Source organism: Streptomyces sp. NPDC003016 (assembly GCF_053591455.1).
Genome location: NZ_JBSFTV010000043.1, coordinates 24,353 through 40,557 on the forward strand (window position 1 = coordinate 24,353; position 16,205 = coordinate 40,557).

The 16,205-nt window shown below is 66.9% G+C and carries 19 protein-coding genes and 2 pseudogenes; 14 read left to right on the forward strand and 7 right to left on the reverse strand.

Annotated features, from left to right (window positions below; genetic code table 11):
* Positions 1 to 20: 20 nt before the first annotated feature.
* Positions 21 to 1,268, forward strand: coding sequence for a helix-turn-helix domain-containing protein (locus tag ACWDZ4_RS29145; RefSeq protein WP_451511382.1), 1,248 nt, complete (start codon positions 21 to 23; stop codon positions 1,266 to 1,268).
* Positions 1,269 to 1,319: 51 nt separating this feature from the next.
* Here the strand turns inward: ACWDZ4_RS29145 and cutA are convergent, their stop codons facing one another.
* Positions 1,320 to 1,646 (reverse strand): divalent-cation tolerance protein CutA, encoded by a 327-nt coding sequence (gene cutA, locus ACWDZ4_RS29150; RefSeq protein WP_004921029.1) that lies wholly within the window; start codon positions 1,644 to 1,646, stop codon positions 1,320 to 1,322.
* A gap of 268 nt (positions 1,647 to 1,914) precedes the next feature.
* Positions 1,915 to 2,595 (reverse strand): hypothetical protein, encoded by a 681-nt coding sequence (locus tag ACWDZ4_RS29155; RefSeq protein WP_451511383.1) that lies wholly within the window; start codon positions 2,593 to 2,595, stop codon positions 1,915 to 1,917.
* A 138-nt stretch (positions 2,596 to 2,733) separates the two neighbouring features.
* Here ACWDZ4_RS29155 and ACWDZ4_RS29160 point away from each other — a divergent pair.
* The 5 genes and pseudogenes from ACWDZ4_RS29160 to ACWDZ4_RS29180 form a co-directional block, all read left to right on the forward strand.
* Positions 2,734 to 2,958: pseudogene (locus ACWDZ4_RS29160) on the forward strand (hypothetical protein); the annotation flags it as partial.
* 774 nt (positions 2,959 to 3,732) lie between these two features.
* Positions 3,733 to 4,506 carry a hypothetical protein gene (locus ACWDZ4_RS29165; protein ID WP_451511384.1) on the forward strand — a complete coding sequence of 258 codons (774 nt, stop codon included), beginning with the start codon at positions 3,733 to 3,735 and terminating at the stop codon, positions 4,504 to 4,506.
* A complete protein-coding gene (locus ACWDZ4_RS29170; protein WP_451511385.1) occupies positions 4,503 to 5,630 on the forward strand; it encodes a PD-(D/E)XK nuclease family protein in 1,128 nt (375 codons plus the stop codon). The genes ACWDZ4_RS29165 and ACWDZ4_RS29170 overlap by 4 nt, the downstream gene beginning before the upstream one ends.
* A 446-nt stretch (positions 5,631 to 6,076) precedes the next feature.
* Positions 6,077 to 6,340: a hypothetical protein gene (locus ACWDZ4_RS29175; protein WP_451511386.1), complete on the forward strand. Its 264-nt coding sequence runs from the start codon at positions 6,077 to 6,079 to the stop codon at positions 6,338 to 6,340.
* A 155-nt stretch (positions 6,341 to 6,495) separates the two neighbouring features.
* Positions 6,496 to 7,296, forward strand: coding sequence for a hypothetical protein (locus ACWDZ4_RS29180; RefSeq protein WP_451511387.1), 801 nt, complete (start codon positions 6,496 to 6,498; stop codon positions 7,294 to 7,296).
* Between the two features lie 158 nt (positions 7,297 to 7,454).
* On the opposite strand, the gene ACWDZ4_RS29185 is transcribed toward ACWDZ4_RS29180, so the two are convergent.
* Positions 7,455 to 7,772, reverse strand: coding sequence for a helix-turn-helix transcriptional regulator (locus ACWDZ4_RS29185; protein ID WP_451511388.1), 318 nt, complete (start codon positions 7,770 to 7,772; stop codon positions 7,455 to 7,457).
* A 239-nt stretch (positions 7,773 to 8,011) separates the two neighbouring features.
* Between ACWDZ4_RS29185 and ACWDZ4_RS29190 the strand changes: the two genes are divergently transcribed.
* The gene (locus ACWDZ4_RS29190) at positions 8,012 to 9,382 is read left to right on the forward strand and encodes a tyrosine-type recombinase/integrase (RefSeq protein ID WP_451511389.1); all 1,371 of its coding nucleotides are present in this window, start codon (positions 8,012 to 8,014) and stop codon (positions 9,380 to 9,382) included.
* 361 nt (positions 9,383 to 9,743) lie between these two features.
* On the opposite strand, the gene ACWDZ4_RS29195 is transcribed toward ACWDZ4_RS29190, so the two are convergent.
* Entirely contained in the window at positions 9,744 to 10,013 is a 270-nt protein-coding gene (locus ACWDZ4_RS29195; RefSeq protein WP_451511390.1) for a hypothetical protein, read from the reverse strand.
* A 98-nt stretch (positions 10,014 to 10,111) separates the two neighbouring features.
* Entirely contained in the window at positions 10,112 to 10,414 is a 303-nt protein-coding gene (locus ACWDZ4_RS29200; protein WP_451511391.1) for a hypothetical protein, read from the reverse strand.
* A gap of 532 nt (positions 10,415 to 10,946) precedes the next feature.
* Between ACWDZ4_RS29200 and ACWDZ4_RS29205 the strand changes: the two genes are divergently transcribed.
* The 7 genes from ACWDZ4_RS29205 (at position 10,947) to ACWDZ4_RS29235 (ending at position 14,671) form a co-directional block, all read left to right on the forward strand.
* On the forward strand, positions 10,947 to 12,038 hold the full coding sequence (locus ACWDZ4_RS29205; protein ID WP_451511392.1) for a YihY/virulence factor BrkB family protein: 1,092 nt from the start codon (positions 10,947 to 10,949) through the stop codon (positions 12,036 to 12,038).
* A 136-nt stretch (positions 12,039 to 12,174) separates the two neighbouring features.
* Positions 12,175 to 12,723: a phosphatase PAP2 family protein gene (locus tag ACWDZ4_RS29210; RefSeq protein WP_451511393.1), complete on the forward strand. Its 549-nt coding sequence runs from the start codon at positions 12,175 to 12,177 to the stop codon at positions 12,721 to 12,723.
* A gap of 88 nt (positions 12,724 to 12,811) precedes the next feature.
* Positions 12,812 to 13,012 (forward strand): YegP family protein, encoded by a 201-nt coding sequence (locus ACWDZ4_RS29215; protein ID WP_451511394.1) that lies wholly within the window; start codon positions 12,812 to 12,814, stop codon positions 13,010 to 13,012.
* Between the two features lie 63 nt (positions 13,013 to 13,075).
* Positions 13,076 to 13,495 (forward strand): phage holin family protein, encoded by a 420-nt coding sequence (locus ACWDZ4_RS29220; protein WP_451511395.1) that lies wholly within the window; start codon positions 13,076 to 13,078, stop codon positions 13,493 to 13,495.
* Entirely contained in the window at positions 13,492 to 13,947 is a 456-nt protein-coding gene (locus tag ACWDZ4_RS29225; RefSeq protein ID WP_451511396.1) for a DUF3618 domain-containing protein, read from the forward strand. The genes ACWDZ4_RS29220 and ACWDZ4_RS29225 overlap by 4 nt, the downstream gene beginning before the upstream one ends.
* Positions 13,944 to 14,210 (forward strand): DUF4235 domain-containing protein, encoded by a 267-nt coding sequence (locus ACWDZ4_RS29230; protein ID WP_451511397.1) that lies wholly within the window; start codon positions 13,944 to 13,946, stop codon positions 14,208 to 14,210. The genes ACWDZ4_RS29225 and ACWDZ4_RS29230 overlap by 4 nt, the downstream gene beginning before the upstream one ends.
* Before the next feature lie 35 nt (positions 14,211 to 14,245).
* Positions 14,246 to 14,671 carry a hypothetical protein gene (locus tag ACWDZ4_RS29235; RefSeq protein WP_451511398.1) on the forward strand — a complete coding sequence of 142 codons (426 nt, stop codon included), beginning with the start codon at positions 14,246 to 14,248 and terminating at the stop codon, positions 14,669 to 14,671.
* Here ACWDZ4_RS29235 and ACWDZ4_RS29240 read toward each other — a convergent pair.
* Together ACWDZ4_RS29240 and sbnA are read right to left on the reverse strand one after the other, a co-directional pair.
* A pseudogene (locus tag ACWDZ4_RS29240) lies at positions 14,615 to 15,040 on the reverse strand (transposase); the annotation flags it as partial. The gene ACWDZ4_RS29235 and the pseudogene ACWDZ4_RS29240 overlap by 57 nt on opposite strands.
* An 87-nt stretch (positions 15,041 to 15,127) precedes the next feature.
* Positions 15,128 to 16,150 carry a 2,3-diaminopropionate biosynthesis protein SbnA gene (gene sbnA / locus ACWDZ4_RS29245; RefSeq protein ID WP_451511399.1) on the reverse strand — a complete coding sequence of 341 codons (1,023 nt, stop codon included), beginning with the start codon at positions 16,148 to 16,150 and terminating at the stop codon, positions 15,128 to 15,130.
* Positions 16,151 to 16,205 lie beyond the last annotated feature (55 nt).

Below are 16,205 nucleotides of genomic sequence, written 5' to 3' on the forward strand. Positions count from 1 at the left end.
CACGGATAGGGGTCAGACTCATGGCAGTGGATCCATTTGCCGAGCTGCTCCGTCACCTGCGGCGTAACGCGAATCGGACGCAGGACGAGCAGGCCGGTGCGATCAACGCCGCTTCCGGCCGGGCAACGATGACCCGCCGAGAGGTCAATCGGTACGAGAACGGTGCCAACGTGCCGACGGACCACACCCTGGGGAACATCGCTTTGGCCTGCGGCGTCCCGCTGGAGCCACTGCTGCGCGAGGCCAAAGCCGCCCGCGCCAGGCGGCGAGAGAAGAACAAGGCCGAAGCGGAGGACCTGGACGACGTGAAACGCCGAACGCTGCTGGGAGGCGCAGTCATCGGTGCGGCTGCGGCTGCCGAGCCGTGGGGCCGGCTGGCCTATGCACTCAGCAAGGGTTCCAAGATCGACCCTGAGTCAGCGGGGGTGCTTATTGATCATGCGGCCCGGTTGCACGTGGACGAGCTGAACGAGAGCGCGCTCAGCCTGCAGTCCCGCGTCGAGGCGCACTTGGACGCGATCACCGCAGCCCTTCCCCGCGCCGGAGCCCACGAGCGAGCCCTGACCATCGCGGCCGGGGAGACTGCCGCTCTTGCTGGGTGGGTCGCCTGGGACCTCGGCGAGCACGACAAGGCCACTTCCTATTACGGAGTGACCTCGGAGTGCGCGAAGAAGGCTGGACACCCCCCATTGCGCGCTCTCGCTCTGGGCTACGCGAGCTACGGTGCCCCCAGCCCAGCGAAGGCGCTGGAGATGCTTTCGCAGGCAGCTCAGGACGTACGCGGACGTGGCAACGCAACCGCCGCAGCGTGGGCTCTGGGCCGGTACGCGGAGGAAGCCGCCCAGTCAGGCGATGACGCTGGCGCCCTTCGTGCTCTCGACCAGGCCAAGTTCGCTTATGACTTCGCCGACCATATGAGCGAGCAGGCGTGGGTCCGCTTCGTGACGCCATACCGCATGGACTCGTTAACCCTCTCGGTCTACGGCGAACTCAAGCGTCAGGAGCTGACCGCCACGGCCGACTCCGCAGTCGAGCGCCTCGGCGGCGAACTGCCCGAGTCCGGTGTGGTCGTCCTGGGTGACCTGGCGTCCGCCCTTCTGCGCGGCGGCGACACAGATCGCGGGGCCTACGTGGCGCACCAGTTCGCCGCAGCGGCGGAGTCGAAGCCCAACACCATGGGCCGGCAGCGGGCTCAGGCCATCGCTGCCGGGCTCCCCGACACTGAGCATGACCTGGCCAGCCACCTGCTGACGTTCGCGACGCTGTGAAGCGTCGAAGCGCACAGGCTCGGCGAGAGCGAGGCGCTGTAGTGGAGACCTCTACCCCGGGCGCGTCTCGTCGACGACCCAGGACAGGTACGCCTCCGACCCTCCGGTCACAGGCAGCGTGACCCACTGGGGGACGTCGTACGGGTGCCTCTCGTGCAGCCATGCCTCTAGCGCGGGGAGGCGATCCGACGACGTCATGTAGGAGATCCGCCACTCCTGAGCCGCCTCGACCTTCCCCTGCCACCAGTAGAAGGCGGTGATGGGCGCATCGATGTGGACGCCCGCCGCCAGTTTGCTCTCAACAGCGCCTCTGGCGAGGGTCTTCGCCTGCTCCTCGTCGTCACTCGTCGTCTGCGCGATCACGATCTCGGGGTCCATGCGGCTACCTCTCCAGCTCGGGTACCGCGACCCTACCCATGTGTTCGACGCAGGCCAGCGAGAGGGGCGGAAGCGGCCCGTTGTGTTCGAGCCGCCATGATTTGAAAACGCCGGGCGCGCGAATCTGTTCCAGGTCTGCCGGATTCAGCACCCCCGACCGACCGCCCCTGGGGAGCCGTCGAAGTGTCGCCGCCTCGTGGCGGCAGCACGGCGCCCAGTCGGTGCCGGGCGAGAGTGGACCTTCACCCGCGAGTGGGCGCCCGCGCCCTCACTCTTCGTACGGGGCCTCCGAGCGAGAGTGGCCCGAATCGGCGGCCTCTGCCTCAGCAATCTGTTCGGCGATCTCCCTGCGGATGGCCGCCGTGTCCGCAGGCGACCATACCGAGCCGCTCCCGAAAGGCAGCACACGGTCATGGGGCTGGAACAGCTCCTCGCTTTCCAGACCGCGGCAACAGGCGCGGCACTTCCACGGACGCCGCAGGGTGATCCACTGTCTGAGCCCGCACCATGGGCACAACACGAAGTACACGCTGGGCCCGTGAGCGGCGGCCCAACTGGCATAGCCCGACCGGCTGCGTGCCACGTTGATATCGCCGTGGGTGCGTTCCGCGACCCAGCCAAGGAGGACCATCTCGCCACCGGGCCACGCACAGGCGCAGGGGCCGTCGCAGCGGCAGGCGCGCGTCTTGCCCAGCTCGACGGCCTTTTCCTTACGGGGAGTGGCTGGTCCCTTGACCTCAAGCCATGTCCCGATCTCGGGCAGCCAGAAGTCCGGCAGATAATGCGCCCCTGACGGCAGGATGACTCGCTCGGGCTCGTACTGCCAGAGGATGCGTTGGGTATCGAGGGTGCGGGCCCAGTCGGCTTCGAGCCGGGAACGGAAGGTGGTGCCGCTGTACTCCGTCGGCACAGCTTCGATGGGCTGGCCGTCTGTGGGGAGGTCCGTCACGGCGTCTCCGTTCCTGGTCAGTTATGCGCCGACCCACAGTTTGACCGCTAACCTCGCGCTTTCATGAAGCGAGTTGTCCGACGGGTGGTCACGTAGGCGAGACGTGCTTCTGAACAGCAAGAATACGGCTTCTCTACTTTGTCGGCCATCACCGAGCTCGCCCTCAACAACGGCGAAACACTCCACTCACAGGCCGGGGCGCTGCTGCTGGCCGAGATGGTCCGCAAGTCCGTTCTGAACACCGCGATATCGGTGGCACTCACGCCGTGGCACAAGCTGCGGGCCGTGCACGATCCGGGGAAGATCCTGCTGGATGTGGCCTTGGCCGTCGCACTCGGCGGGGGCTGTCTGGCCGACATCGGCATGCTTTCCCAGACCCGCCCCGTGCTCGGGAACGTGCGTCCCGGATCGCCGCGTGGGCTTTCGGGCCGGATGCAGCGAGTCTGCCGATGACACGGGAGACTGTGGGATCGGAGGCCACCGGGCCGAACATCCGGCTCTGCCCGCGCTGGCCCATGCGAACAGTCCGGCCACCGACGGCCAGGTGATCGTGGACATGGGCGGAGTGCTACCCCTCGCGCACTCCGAGAAACAGGACACCACCGCGCCCCGGAAGAAGACCTTCGGCCACCGCCCCCCTCGTCGCGTTCGCCGACCACGGCCAGGCCGGGTCCGGGGAGCCGGTGGCCGCCCTGCTGCGGCCCGGCAACGCAGGCTCCAACACCGCCGCGGACCACATCGAAACCGCCCGACTCGCCCTGGCACAACTCTCCAGACTCTGCGACTGGGGCGGCAGACACTGGTCCGCACCGACTCCGGCGGCAGCGTGCACGCCTGATGGGCAGTGGCTGTCCTATTCCGTCGGAATGACCATCACCGACGGCATCCACCAAGCCGTACTGAAGATTCCTAAGAAGGCGTGGACGCCAGCCCTAATACGCCGGCGGCACCGAACGGCCCGGCGCCTGGGCCGCGGAAATCACCGATATGCCCGACCTGGGCACCTGGCCCAGGGGGATGAGGCTGGTCGTCCGGGAGGAGCGACCTCACCCCCGGAAGAGCCGCACCCCACACGCACAGCGTCCCCGTCAGCGAACTGATGAGAACTCATGAACGATTGAGGCTAACCTCCGTTCCATGCAGTTCACCCTCGATGGCGAATCCTTCGAGCTGACGCCCACGCTTGTTCGTAGGCGTCTCGCTGGTCACGTGCCCGAGGAGATCCGCGAGTACTGGGTCGAAGTAGATGGTGTGCATTGGCCGGTCAAGCAGGTCATCTCCCTTGCGACAGGTGCCAAGCGCAGCCGGTTTCAGTCGCAAGCCTCTCGGCGGTGGCTGCAGAACCTCGGGTTCTTGATCGGTGCCGGCTCCTTGGCCACCGAGAGCGGCTCAATCCCGCGGTTGACCGGCGCGACTCATCGTGGACCTTTCGACGAGTCCGAGCTCGAGGAACTGGAGGCGCTCGACGTCCGCGTTGCGTTCTCGTGGCTGAGCGCGGGCCCGATCACGCTGGACGAAGCCGGCCTGCCGAGATTTCCCGGACTCCCGCGAGCGCCAGGGCTCTACCGCTACGACTTCGGTGTGGACGACGACGGCATCCGCGTGCTCTACATCGGGGAGTCCGTGGAGCTGGCCAGGCGAGCCAGCAACTACCGCAACGCCAAGACGGATCGCTCTAGTCAGCGCACCAGCCGCCGCATCCACAAGGAGATCGTCGGCCACTTGGAGTCCGGTGGTTCGATCGCATTCGCCATCGCAACGTCAGTCCGCTGGGGTGACCATGTCGAGCTGGACCTGCGGCTCAAGTCCGCCCGTCGCCTTGCCGAGAACGCTGCGGTGCTCCTCGCGCAGTCGCAGTCCGGGATGCGCGTGCTCAACATCGACGCGGAGCTGGGAAAGGACAGCGAGTGAGTAGTCTTCCGGACCTTCGCTTCCTGCTCTCGATCAACAGCGAGAACGCGTGGAGCGATCTACTCGCCACCCTCATGAATGCCGACCAGGCAATCACCCGCTCCGTCCTCGGGATCAACGCTGTTGGCCCGCTCCAGGTCCGTCGGGAGGTCTCGAAGTCGCGGGGCCGGAAGGCATCGGATCGCCCCGACCTGGTGGTGGAGACGAACGGTCAGGTTGTCGCTGTCGTCGAAGTGAAGCTGCTTGCCGGCCTCGGAATTGAACAACTGGAGCGGTACTACAGATACGTCGCCGAGGAGGACCGAGACGACTGCCGGTTCGTGGCGGTCTCGCTTCAGCGCGTCCGCCTCGACACCACCCATGCCCAGGACTGGCAGAATCTCACCTGGGAGGAGCTCATCGCTCCCTTCGCCTCGTCCCCAGTGCCGTGGGCCGCGACGACCGCTACAGCCTGGACGAGCCACATCGAGTCCCAGGTGCCGGAGGTGGATGGCCACACCGTCTGGAATCAGATCGACGGTATCGACCTGTACCTCGCCCTCCGGCTTCGGGCTGCCCATATGTACGACAACGTCGCCTTACCCGGCGGCTCATCGAAGTCCATCCGGGAGATCGACTCCGGTGGTCTGTACGTCGCGATCGTGGACGCCCCGATTCCGGGCAGTAGTTACACCGTCCGCTGGGAAGCCACCGAGAGCTTGCCGACTCAGGACGTTGGCAAGCTCGTCGACAGCAGCGGGCTTCGCGGGGTCGACTTCCGCTTCTTCCTCGTGCAGCAGCGAGTCACCTCCTCCAAGGCCTACGACTGGGATCACCTGGCGCTGCTCTGGCAGGAGTACCTCGCCCAAGAGGAGTGGATTCCGTGGAAACCCCATCCGCCGCGCAAGACCTTGCAGTGGGAGAAGGATGGCGTGGCTCGACTCAAGGCGCTCGGCGCTCCAGCGTTCCTCGGCGCTGGCTACGGCGAGAAGCAGGCCAAGCTCAGCGGTGAAGTGGAGTTCGGCGCGCGCTTCGTGCTGCCGCCCTCAACCACACTCAAGGAAGCCGCCGAGGTGCTCAGCAGGGTGGCTGTGATCGGGTCCCGGATGGCACAGCACGCGACTCAGCCGCAAGGGAGGGTGTGATCGCATTGATCGACGGAGAATCTGACAGCGGCGATGCAGGGGTGGATGGATAGATGATGGGCGACTTTGGACCCGACCGCTTGCGGCAGCTCTTCGGCGACCCGAACGAGGACGGGGTCTACCTTGTCGGCGTCGTGGAGTTCTCGGACGATGCGAGCGAGGACCAGTGGTCGTACGTCGGGAACACTCAGATGGGGACCCTGAAGTCAGTTGCCAGCAGGCTCGGCTATGAGCGGCGTGACATGGGGATTGCGGAGCCCTACCGAGAGCCTGGCCGTGGGGTGCTGCCAGACGGAACAGAGCTGGCAGTCACCTCGACCACAGTGCCGGGAAGCGCATCCTGGCATCGGATTAGCCGGGAGCCAACGCCGGAGGAACGGCTCCGGTGGGCAGGGCATCCAGTGCCGCCGCCACCTCCGCCCGAGCCGGTGCCGGTCGGTCCCAACATGGAGACGGCGAGGCCTCGGATCGAGGAGCACCAGGGCGAGGTCTTCTACACGAAGACCGGCAAGCCCTTCACCTACCGGACCAACCACTACACCCTGGTCATCGTCGAGAGCCGGCGCAACGTGCAGTGGCACGAGATCAGGTCAGCGCTGGAGGCATGGCCGATCGTGGGACCGTCGGAGATTCCACAATGCCCCGAACGTTCTGGGCGGTACGTCTACGGGATCGTGTCCGACGAGCGGATCCGGCAAGGAGACTGGTGACAACCTTGGACCTGCGGCTCTGTGGCGGTTGATGCGATGCTCGCCGAACATGCCGAATCGTCGGATGCTACAGCTACGGTTATGGGTGAGGTTCTACTACCGTGACATCCTCGTCGACCGAGCGCCGAGGCAGTCCCGAGCACTGACGAGGATGCATGGCCGAGGACCAGGAGTACGACGAGGTCGATGCAGTTGTTCGCATCCCCAAGGGCGAGCGTCTCGCCGAATCGCGGAAGAGCGAAGGCTGGAGTCGTGGATTCACTCCCAAGACGAGTGACAAGGGACCGGAGCACGTCGAGATCCGCCTGAAGGCCAAAGACGAGTCAGGTTCCGCAGACAAACCCGAGATCGTCTACGTCACCGAGTACGTGGAGGATCAGCGTCCTCAGCTCACCCCCGGCCAACAGGCCCAGGCTGACATCGCGCGCCAGATCATCGAGGGTCTCGTAGAAATCGCAAAACCTCTCGTTGCCCACTGGTGGCACACCCAGACCGTGCCGTTCCTCGTTGCCAAGCGCGAAGCCTTCGTGCTGAAGCAGCAGGCCCGCAGAGCCCAGAAGAAGGCCTTGCGGGCCGGGGTCACGACGACGCCTCTTATTGCTGTCCCGGGGGTCGAGGCTGACGCGCCTTCCCAAGATTTGGCCACCGCGCGGAGCGACCCGAAGGTCACTGTGACGAGCGAGCAATTCCAACAGATGTTCATGACTTGGCTCGCTCGTGAGGACGCCCAGCAGGCACTCTGGAGCCTCATCGTGAATGCCGAGGTCGAGGATGGAGGTGCCGCCACCCTGGCATGGCAGCAGGAACTGACAGAGCTTTCGCCTGAGCAGCGAACCGAACGGGTCATGGAGTTCCTAGCTACCAACCCCTCGATTCTGGAGGACTTCGCTCGTCAGCTCATGGGCAGCATGGCCCTGGGGCTCAGCGAGACGACTCTCAGGCGCGACCGGGCGTAGAGCCGTGCCGTTTCGGATGGCGCATCACTAGACAGGGCCTCCGACCTGCTTCGGAGGCCCTGTCCAAGACAAAGCCGCTGGTGGCGTCAGGCGAGTCGGGCTGTACGCCGGGTTCTGTCGCCCGACCAAGGACAAGGGCACCAGCCAATCTTGGCCGATCAGGTCGCGCGATTCACCACTTGAGCTTCCAGCCATGCCTCTACCTCCGGCCAGCGGTAGCGCAAATAGCGGCCGACCTTGTGGGCTCGCGGACCCTGGTGTCGGTGATTCCATATGTAGACCGTGTTCAGAGGTACGCCCAGGAAGTCGGCCAGCTCCTCCGCGCTCATCAAGGGACATCGGTCCCCCGCGCCACTAGCGGCTTCTTCCGCACGGGCAGTGGTTCGACGCATGGGCACTCCAGAACGGTTCGAAGCGGGCAGGAAAAGATCCACGTGAGCGGCATTCCGCCGTGGTGGTGCACGGAACGTTTGCATTAAATTCCGGCCGGACCAAACAGAGGGCCTTGCGACGAAATGCCTACGACTCTTGCGAACTCTCGAAGGACACCGGCGAATCTTCGCTGAGGGTTCGGCGAGCCCTCGTCGAACCCTCAGCGAGCATTCGCCTAGGTGAAATCTTCTCTACCACTCTGCACCCTTTGTCGCGAAGACCCCAAGAATGCATTTGACATCTTCAGCTCGCCTGGATCAACATCCAATCCACTCAGGGCGCGATGAACGGGCAGACAATCTCGCCGTCGACGATGGCCCTGATTAAAAAAGAGTCCACAAATAGACTCAAGGGCCGTTGGAAACTAGGAGTTGAGTCGATGCCGTACGACCGCTGGCACAAGTCGCGCCCGAAAGACGGGGAGTCGACCTGCAAGGAACACGGCAAAGTTCCGACGCGGGATCACGGGACGGGGAGGCGGTGGCAGGCCCGATGGCGCAACCGGGAAGATGTCCAGCAGACGGAGCTTTTCCGCACCGAGGTCGAAGCCCGCAGGCACGAGACCAAGATGCGGTCCGGAGTGGACGACGGTTCATACATCAACCCTCGCGCCGGAGAGGTCAGGGTCGGTGAACTCGCCCTTACGTGGCTCAAGGGGCACGAACACAAGAATCCACGGACTTACCGACGCCACAAGGAGCGGATTCACCTGCACGTCGTTCCTACCGCAGTGGGGAAGATGCGCGTAAAGGACGTGAACGCCTCATCTTTGCTGGACTGGCTGCACGACCGTCGCAGGCTGCTCGAAAGTTCCACGCTGCGCCTGGTCTTCGACAATCTTCGGGCCGTCTTTGACCTGGCCGTGGACGACAGCCTGATACACAAAAATCCGTGCCTCGCCAAATCGGTGCAGGACGCCAAGCCGAAGCGAGGAGGTGGCGGCCGGGCAGAGCTGACCCTGACATGGGAGGACACCGAGAAGATCCGTGCCGAACTTCCCGACCGCTACAAAGCACTTGTTGACTGTGGTCGCGGCCTGGGTCTTCGGCAAGGAGAGATATTCGGCCTGTCACCAGAAGATATCGACTGGGCACATCCAGACGGCGCCATGGTGCACGTGCAACGGCAAGTAGTCCACGACGGCTCGTTCCTCGTATACGCCCTCCCCAAGGGCGGAGACGACGAGGATGCGAAGGACCGGTGGGTCGAGCTGACCGACAACGTGGCCATCCCCCTGCGCGAGCACATGCAGAAGTACCCGCCGGTCGAGGTGACGCGACCGTGGGGCAGCAAAGGCGGCGACCCGGTCACGGTGCGGCTGATCTTCTACACCCGGGAGAAGACCGCCATTCAGTCGAATTGGTTCAACTCCTACCGCTGGAAGCCCGCCCTGGCGTCGGCCGGCCTCATCAAGCCCCTTGAGCCCGACGCGAAGGGACGACGCTGGGAGAAGTCCCGCGACGTGATGATGCACGCGCTCCGACACCTGTACGCGTCGATGATGATCAACGGCGGGGTAGACGTGTACACGCTCGCGGACCGCCTCGGACACGCCGATCCCGCGTTTACCCTGCGTAAATACGTGCACCGGGTCGTGGGAGCCGGTTCCAAGGTCCGCATCGCGGTCCGGAGCGCCTACACCAGGGCCGCGTGAATCCTGCTCCGTTCGGCTTGTGCAACAACCGTGCAAGATGATCTTCGAGAGGGGTCATTTTCCCAGGTCAGAAGCTTTGTCTATGAGTTCCGCGACATCTGAACGAAGCCTGGGCTTGTTCTCGTCTCGTGCTCGGTGGCCGACGGCCGGAGCGCCGACACAGCCCGGGGCGCGACGCGACCGTCCCGCTGAGCTGCCGGCAATACCACCGCGCACCGTGCAACGAATCGATCCTGGTGGGCGAAAGCCGGGGGCGGCGGCGCGCCGGGCGGTGTTGACGCGGTCGTATCACGCGCTCGCCCCGCTGCCGGCCTCTCGTGACGGGGCTGGCAGCGGGGCGGGCGATCGCGGTGGGCTGGGTTCACTTGCCGGTGGAGGTGACACCGAACATGAGAGTGCGGCGGACGACGTCGTAGTGGACGGTCGCGGTGTTCTCCAGCAGGTCCTGCAGAACATCGGCGTCGTTGGCGTCGAGGGTCAGCACTTCTTCCCAGGCTCCTTCGTCCAGGACGAGTTGGAGGGTGAAGGTGCCGGGGACGCCGGGTTCGCCGGCTACCCAGCTGAACTGGTAGTGGCTGAGCTGACGGACCTTGATGCTGTCGTCGGTGAGCGGCTGCTTGACCCTGGCCATGTGTTCTCCTCGTTCAACAGGTGGTGTGGTACGCGGCTCGGACTCAGTGGGTGTCCGGGTGATCCGCTTGTTCTCCGGCATACGGAAGGAACCGGTTGTCAGCGGTCGGTGTCGCGGTCGGGGAGGTCGGTTTCGACGTGCTCCTTGCGGACTCGGCCGCGGACCGTCTCTCCCTCGACGTGTTCCCCGGCGCCCTGGCGCACCCGCTCCGACCGGAACGGCCTCGGTCCCGGTCCCGGGCTCGACGACGGGGCGTTCGGCGCGTGCAGGGTGACCTCGTGCTCGGCCTCTTCGGTGATCACGTACTCACGCGGGCGGCTGCGGCTGTTCTCCTGCCGTCCGGTGCCGACGTGCCTCCGTTCCTCGGAGCGGGGCATCGCGTCGTCACCGCTGCGGGCCACGCCAGATGCGTTGGTCCCGCCGGTGGCGGGGTGTGGGCCCAGCCGGCGTCACCGGACTGGTCGGCCTGCTGCCAGGCTTCGTCCCCGGCGGGGCCGTAGTGCTCGTAGAGGCGGTGTTCCTCGTCCGCACAGAGGTGTCCGCCGACGTCGACATCGTCATCGGAACCGGGGGCATCCTTGGTCCTGTCCTTGGCGCCGGGGACCTCAAGGTGGTCCTCGACCGCGGTGGCGCCCTCGATCGGCACGAACGATTCGCCGGTGGCGGACCTGCGGGTCTTGGCACTGGCCCACTCGGGCCGACCGCTGACGTCGTCGAGGAAGACGTGCTTGCTTCGCCGATCTTGTTGCCCTCCGGGTCGCGGACCGGATGCTCCGGCACGCTCGGGACCTGCTCTCGGGCGACCATCCGAACCCTCCTCCTTCCTCGGTGCGGGACTCCCCCTCCGGCTCACCGGATTCCAGGGGACGAAACATGCGCAAGCGCGTTAAAGGGAATTTGTTTTCGTCCGCCGGAGGCGGCTACCTGTTTGGCATGGCACGGACACCGGAACCACATCAGCATCGAAACGAACCCGGCAACCACAACGGCACCGGGCGACACGGGGACCGCAAGGGCGGCGAGCACGACGCCCTGCAGGAGTCCCACAGCATCGGACCGGACCCGGAAGTGGAGCGCAACGCGCCCGATGAGCCGACTTCCATGCCGGCCAGGTCGTGGTGGGCGGTGCTGAAGCGCACGGCGAAGGAGTTCAAGGACGACGAGCTCGCCGACCGGGCAGCAGCCCTGACCTACTACGGCGTCCTTTCCCTGTTCCCCGCCCTGCTGGTGCTGGTGTCTCTGCTCGGTATCGCGGGCAAGTCCGCCACCCAGCAGGTGATGGACAACCTGCAAAAGCTCGCCCCCGGCCCGGCCCGGGACATCATCTCCAACGCCGTGCAGCAGCTGCAGGGCAACGGCGGCACCGGATCGCTCATGGCCATCGTGGGTCTGGTGCTGGCGCTGTGGTCGGCCTCCGGCTACATCGCCGCGTTCATCCGCACCTCCAACGCCGTCTACGACATGCCCGAAGGCCGCCCCGTATGGAAGGTGCTGCCCCTGCGCCTGGTGCTGACGGTGGTCCTGATGCTGCTGGCGGTCGTCAGCGCCCTGATCGTGGTGTTCACCGGCCCCCTCGCCCAGCGGGCCGGCTCCGCCCTGGGCGTCGGCGACAGCGCCATGACGGCGTGGTCGGTCGCCAAATGGCCGGTCCTGGTCCTGCTCGTCACCATCATGATCGCGATCCTGTACTGGGCCGCGCCCAACGCCCGGGGCCGCGGCTTCAAGTGGGTGACCCCGGGCAGCTTCCTCGCGCTGCTGCTGTGGATGATCGCCTCGGCCGGCTTCGCCCTGTACGTGGCGAACTTCGCCTCCTACAACAAGACCTACGGCACCCTCGCCGGCGTGATCGTCTTCCTGGTCTGGCTGTGGATCACCAACCTCGCGATCCTGCTCGGCCTCGAATTCGACGCGGAGATGGCCCGCCAGCGCGCCATCGACGGCGGCCACCCCGTCACCGAGGAGCCGTATGTCGAGCCGCGTGACACCGCCAAATGGACCGAGGAGGACCGCCGTCGCCTCGACTGAACCCCTCCTCGCACCCCAGTGCCACCGGTTCCGCGACGAGCCGCGCGGGCGCGTCCGCCAGGCCCGGCGGCAAGGACAGGCGGCGAGGACAGGCCACCTGTGTATGACGGGTGCGATGGCGGGAACCTGCCCCTACATGACTGGTTTGACTGATCTGAAACAGGGCGATCGTCGCCTCACCCGTCGCGTGGCCCACTGGACCTCGCCCCTGGCACGGCAGGGGCTGCCCGCGGTGGAGTCGGCGGCCGAGCACACCAAGCTGTGGTGGGCTGCGGCGGCGGTCATGTCCGCCGCCGGTGGGGGTCGGGAACGGAAGGCCGCGGTCGCGGGACTGGCCGGCATGGGGGTGGCGGAGCTGGTGTCCAACGCGGTGTGCAAGCAGCTCTACGAGCGGCGCAGGCCGCCCGAGGAACTGATCCCCCATGAGGATGTCCACGACCGCCCGGACAGCTCTTCCTTTCCTTCCGGGCACACCGCTGCCGCCGTCGGCTTCACCGCCGCCGTCGCCGCCACCTGTCCGGGGTGGGGCACGGCCTGCGCGGTCCCGGCGGTGGCGGTCGCGGTCGAGCGGGTGCACTCCGGGGCGCACTACCCCAGCGACGTGGCCGTCGGCGCCGTGATCGGACTGGCCGCTGCCTGGCTGGTCCGCCGGGCTCCCGGGCTGTGGCTGCGCCGCCTGCTGTGAATCTCTGATCATGGAAGCGATGGAGGATGACTCGTTCTCGTCGGGGTATCCGCTGCGGTGACACGCCCACAACAATGCGGAGGTTCGTGTGACGGCGGCGCGCCATGAGGTCCGGCATCAGCCCGGCCGGGGCCACCACTTCGCGCTGATCGCGACGGACGGACAGGCCATCGCCACCAGCGAGCACTACGAAAGTCACCGTGCCTGCCTGAACGGCATCGACTCGGTCAGACGCAACTCCGGCGCCCCGTTGCAGGATGTCACCGGCGACGAGGGCAAGCAGAGCTGACAACGACCGAAAAGGGCAGCCCTCGTAAGGGGCGGTACTTCAGGGAAAGGCGGGCGAGTGGCCATGAGCAGCGTTGAGCACCCCACCGGGCCAAGCGGTAAGGACGACTCGGTGGGGGCGCTGGTGACGCAGGCGTCGCAGCAGTTGTCGCAGCTGGTGCGTGACGAGATGCGCCTGGCGCAGACGGAGATGGTCCGGAAGGGCAAGCGGTTCGGTATCGGCGGTGGGCTGTTCGGCGGCGCGGGCATGGTGGCGTTCCTCGCGCTGCAGGCCCTGGCGGCCGCGGGGATCGCTGCGCTGGCCCTGGTGCTACCGGTGTGGGCGTCCGCGCTGATCGTCTGCGTCGTGCTCCTGGTGACCGCCGGGATTCTGGCCCTGGTGGGCAAGAAGCAGGTCGCCCGGACCGGCCCGCCCACACCCGAGCGGGCGATCGAGGGCATCAAGGCCGACATGACCGAGATAAAGGAGAAAGCGCACCGATGAGCAACCAGCCGCAGTCCCATGACAAGGCCCCTACGCCCGAGGAACTGCGGGAGAGGACCGAGGCGACGCGTGAGCAGCTCGGGCAGACGGTGGAGGCTCTGGCCGGCAAGGCGGATATGAAGGCACAGGTCCAGCAGAAGACGGCTGAGGCAAAGGCGCAGGGGCAGCAGAAGGCAGCGCAGATCAAGGACAAGGCGGCCCGGGCCGTGCGGGTGGCGCAGGACAAACTTCCCGGCCCGGTTGCCGAGAAGGCCGCCCAGGCCAAGGACCAGATCGCCCGGACCGCGGCCACGGTGGCGAGCAAGCTCCAGGAAAAGACCCCGGAAGCGGTCACCGAAAGGGCGAGTCAGGTCACGCAGGCCGCGCGCCGGCGTCGTGGCCCCTTGATGGCGATGGCCGCCCTCGTACTGCTGGTGCTGGTCAGGAAGCGCCGCAACAGGGGGCGCCGGTGAAAGCGTCCAAGATCGCCTACAAGCCCGTCGGTCTGGCGCTCGGGGCAGCCAGCGGAATGATCGCCGGAGCGGCGTTCAAGCAGGCGTGGAAGATGCTCGGGCACGACGACGACGCCCCCGACGCAACCGACCAGGACCGCACCTGGAAGGAAGTCCTGATCGCCGCGACCGTACAGGGAGCGATCTTCGCCGGCGTCAAAGCCGCCGTCGACCGGGCCGGCGCCGCCACCCTGCACCGCCTGACCGGCACCTGGCCCGGCTGACACACGCCGACCGCCTGCGACCTCAGGAGGGACCAGTGGCCGCACACCGTGAACCGCACGCCATCACTGCGGTGGCCCTGACCGCCACGGTTCTGGCTGCGCCATGGTGGTCGGTGTCCCGTCACCGCCGGCGGTACGGGAAGGCCAGCGCCGCCAGGGGACCCTGGCGGCGCACCGCCCTCCGGACCCCCCGGACCGATCCGGGAGTCGACCGGCTGGCGGAGCTTCACGTCTCGATGCTCGACCCCGCCGCCGACCAGGCCCTGCGCGAGACCGACGGGCACCTCAACCGGTACTGGGAACAGCTCCAGCCGCTCTATGTCCGGCACGAAGACGAGTCCGGGGCCAGTCAGTCGGAGGCGCCGGCAAAGGCGTTGGACGTGGCGGTGGGTGATCAGGGAGGTGGCGAGGCCGAGGAACGCTTCGTGGCTGGCGTCGCGCCGTTCCCAGCGGGTGCGTAAGCGGCGGGACCGGTGCAGCCGGGAGACGGCCCCCTCGACGACCCAGCGGAAGACGCCCGGGCCAGAGCCGTGTGGTTGCCCGCGTTCGGCCGTCACGGGACGGATGCCGTGGTGCACGAGCAGGCACCGGTACTCGTCGTGGTCGTGGCCACGGTCGGCAAGCAGCGCGTCGGGGCGTCGCCGTGGTCGGCCGGCGACGCCGACCACAGCGGGAATCCTGTCGGGCAGGGGCAGTAACTGGGTGGCGTCGTGTCGGTTTCCGCCGGTGGGCGACACCGTGAGCGGGATGCCCTGTCCCCCGGTGATGACGTGGTGCTTGCTGCCCGGCCGTGCGCGGTCGACCCGGCTGGGACCGCTTCGGGGCCCCGCCGCGGGGCTCGGACGTGGAAGGAGCCGTTCACCACCCTCAGCACACCCGGACTCGCCATTCCCTCCCCTGGAAGTCGGCAGTGCCGGTCAGACGGGGGCGGCGCCCCGCCCGCGGGGGTGGTTGCCGGCAGCCCGGGAACCGGCCGGCGGCTCGTCGGAGTCGAGCACGTCCTCGCCGTACAGGGCATGCAGCCAGTTGGTCTGGTAGATGGTGTCGAGGTAGCGCTCCCCGAGGTCCGGGGCGATGGCCACCGCGGTGAGGTCACGGGTGTCGTGCTGGTCCAGCCACCCCATCGCGCCGCTGACCACCGTGCCGGTGGAGCCACCGAACAGGAATCCGCGTCGGGCCAGACGACGGCAGGCGCGGATGGTGTTCGTCTCTTCGACGCGGATGACCTCGTCCACGTAGGACTCGTCGAGCAGCGGTGGACGGATGTTCATGCCCAGTCCGGGGATCATCCGGCGGCCGGGGGGACCGCCGAAGGACACCGAGCCGACACTGTCGAGTGCGACGATCCGCACCGGACGGTGCCACTCCCGGAAGTAACGGGCGCAGCCCATCAGGGTGCCCGTGGTGCCGGCCCCGACGAACAGCACGTCCAGACGCGGGAACTCGCGGGCGATCTCCGGTGCCGTCCTGCGGTAGTGCGCCTTCCAGTTACTCGGATTGGTGTACTGGTTGAGCCACACGTACCGGTCGTCGGAGTCGCACAGCGCGCGGACGTAGTCGAGCCGCGCGCCGAGGAAGCCGCCGTGGGCGTTCTGGGCGGAGATGACGTGCACCTGACTGCCCAACGCTTCCATCATCAGCCTGGTCGCCAGGTTGCAGCGGGAGTCCGTCACACACAGAAACCGGTAGCCCTTGCTCGCGGCGATCACGCTCAGCGCCACGCCCAGGTTCCCGGAGGAGGATTCGACGATGACGGACCCGGGCGTCAGGACACCGTCCCGTTCGGCGGTCTCGACCATCTCGATCGCGGTCTTCAGCTTGACCGAGCCGGCGAAGTTGAAGCCCTCGCACTTCAGGAAGAGCGAGTGTCCGAAGATCGGTCGGAGGTCGACGTAGAGGTCCCCCTCGTTGAAGTCCTGGGGAACGGATATCACTGACACGATGGCCTCCTCGTCTGCGGCGGAGCGGTCTCGGGTGTGTGCAGGCGGCAGTCCT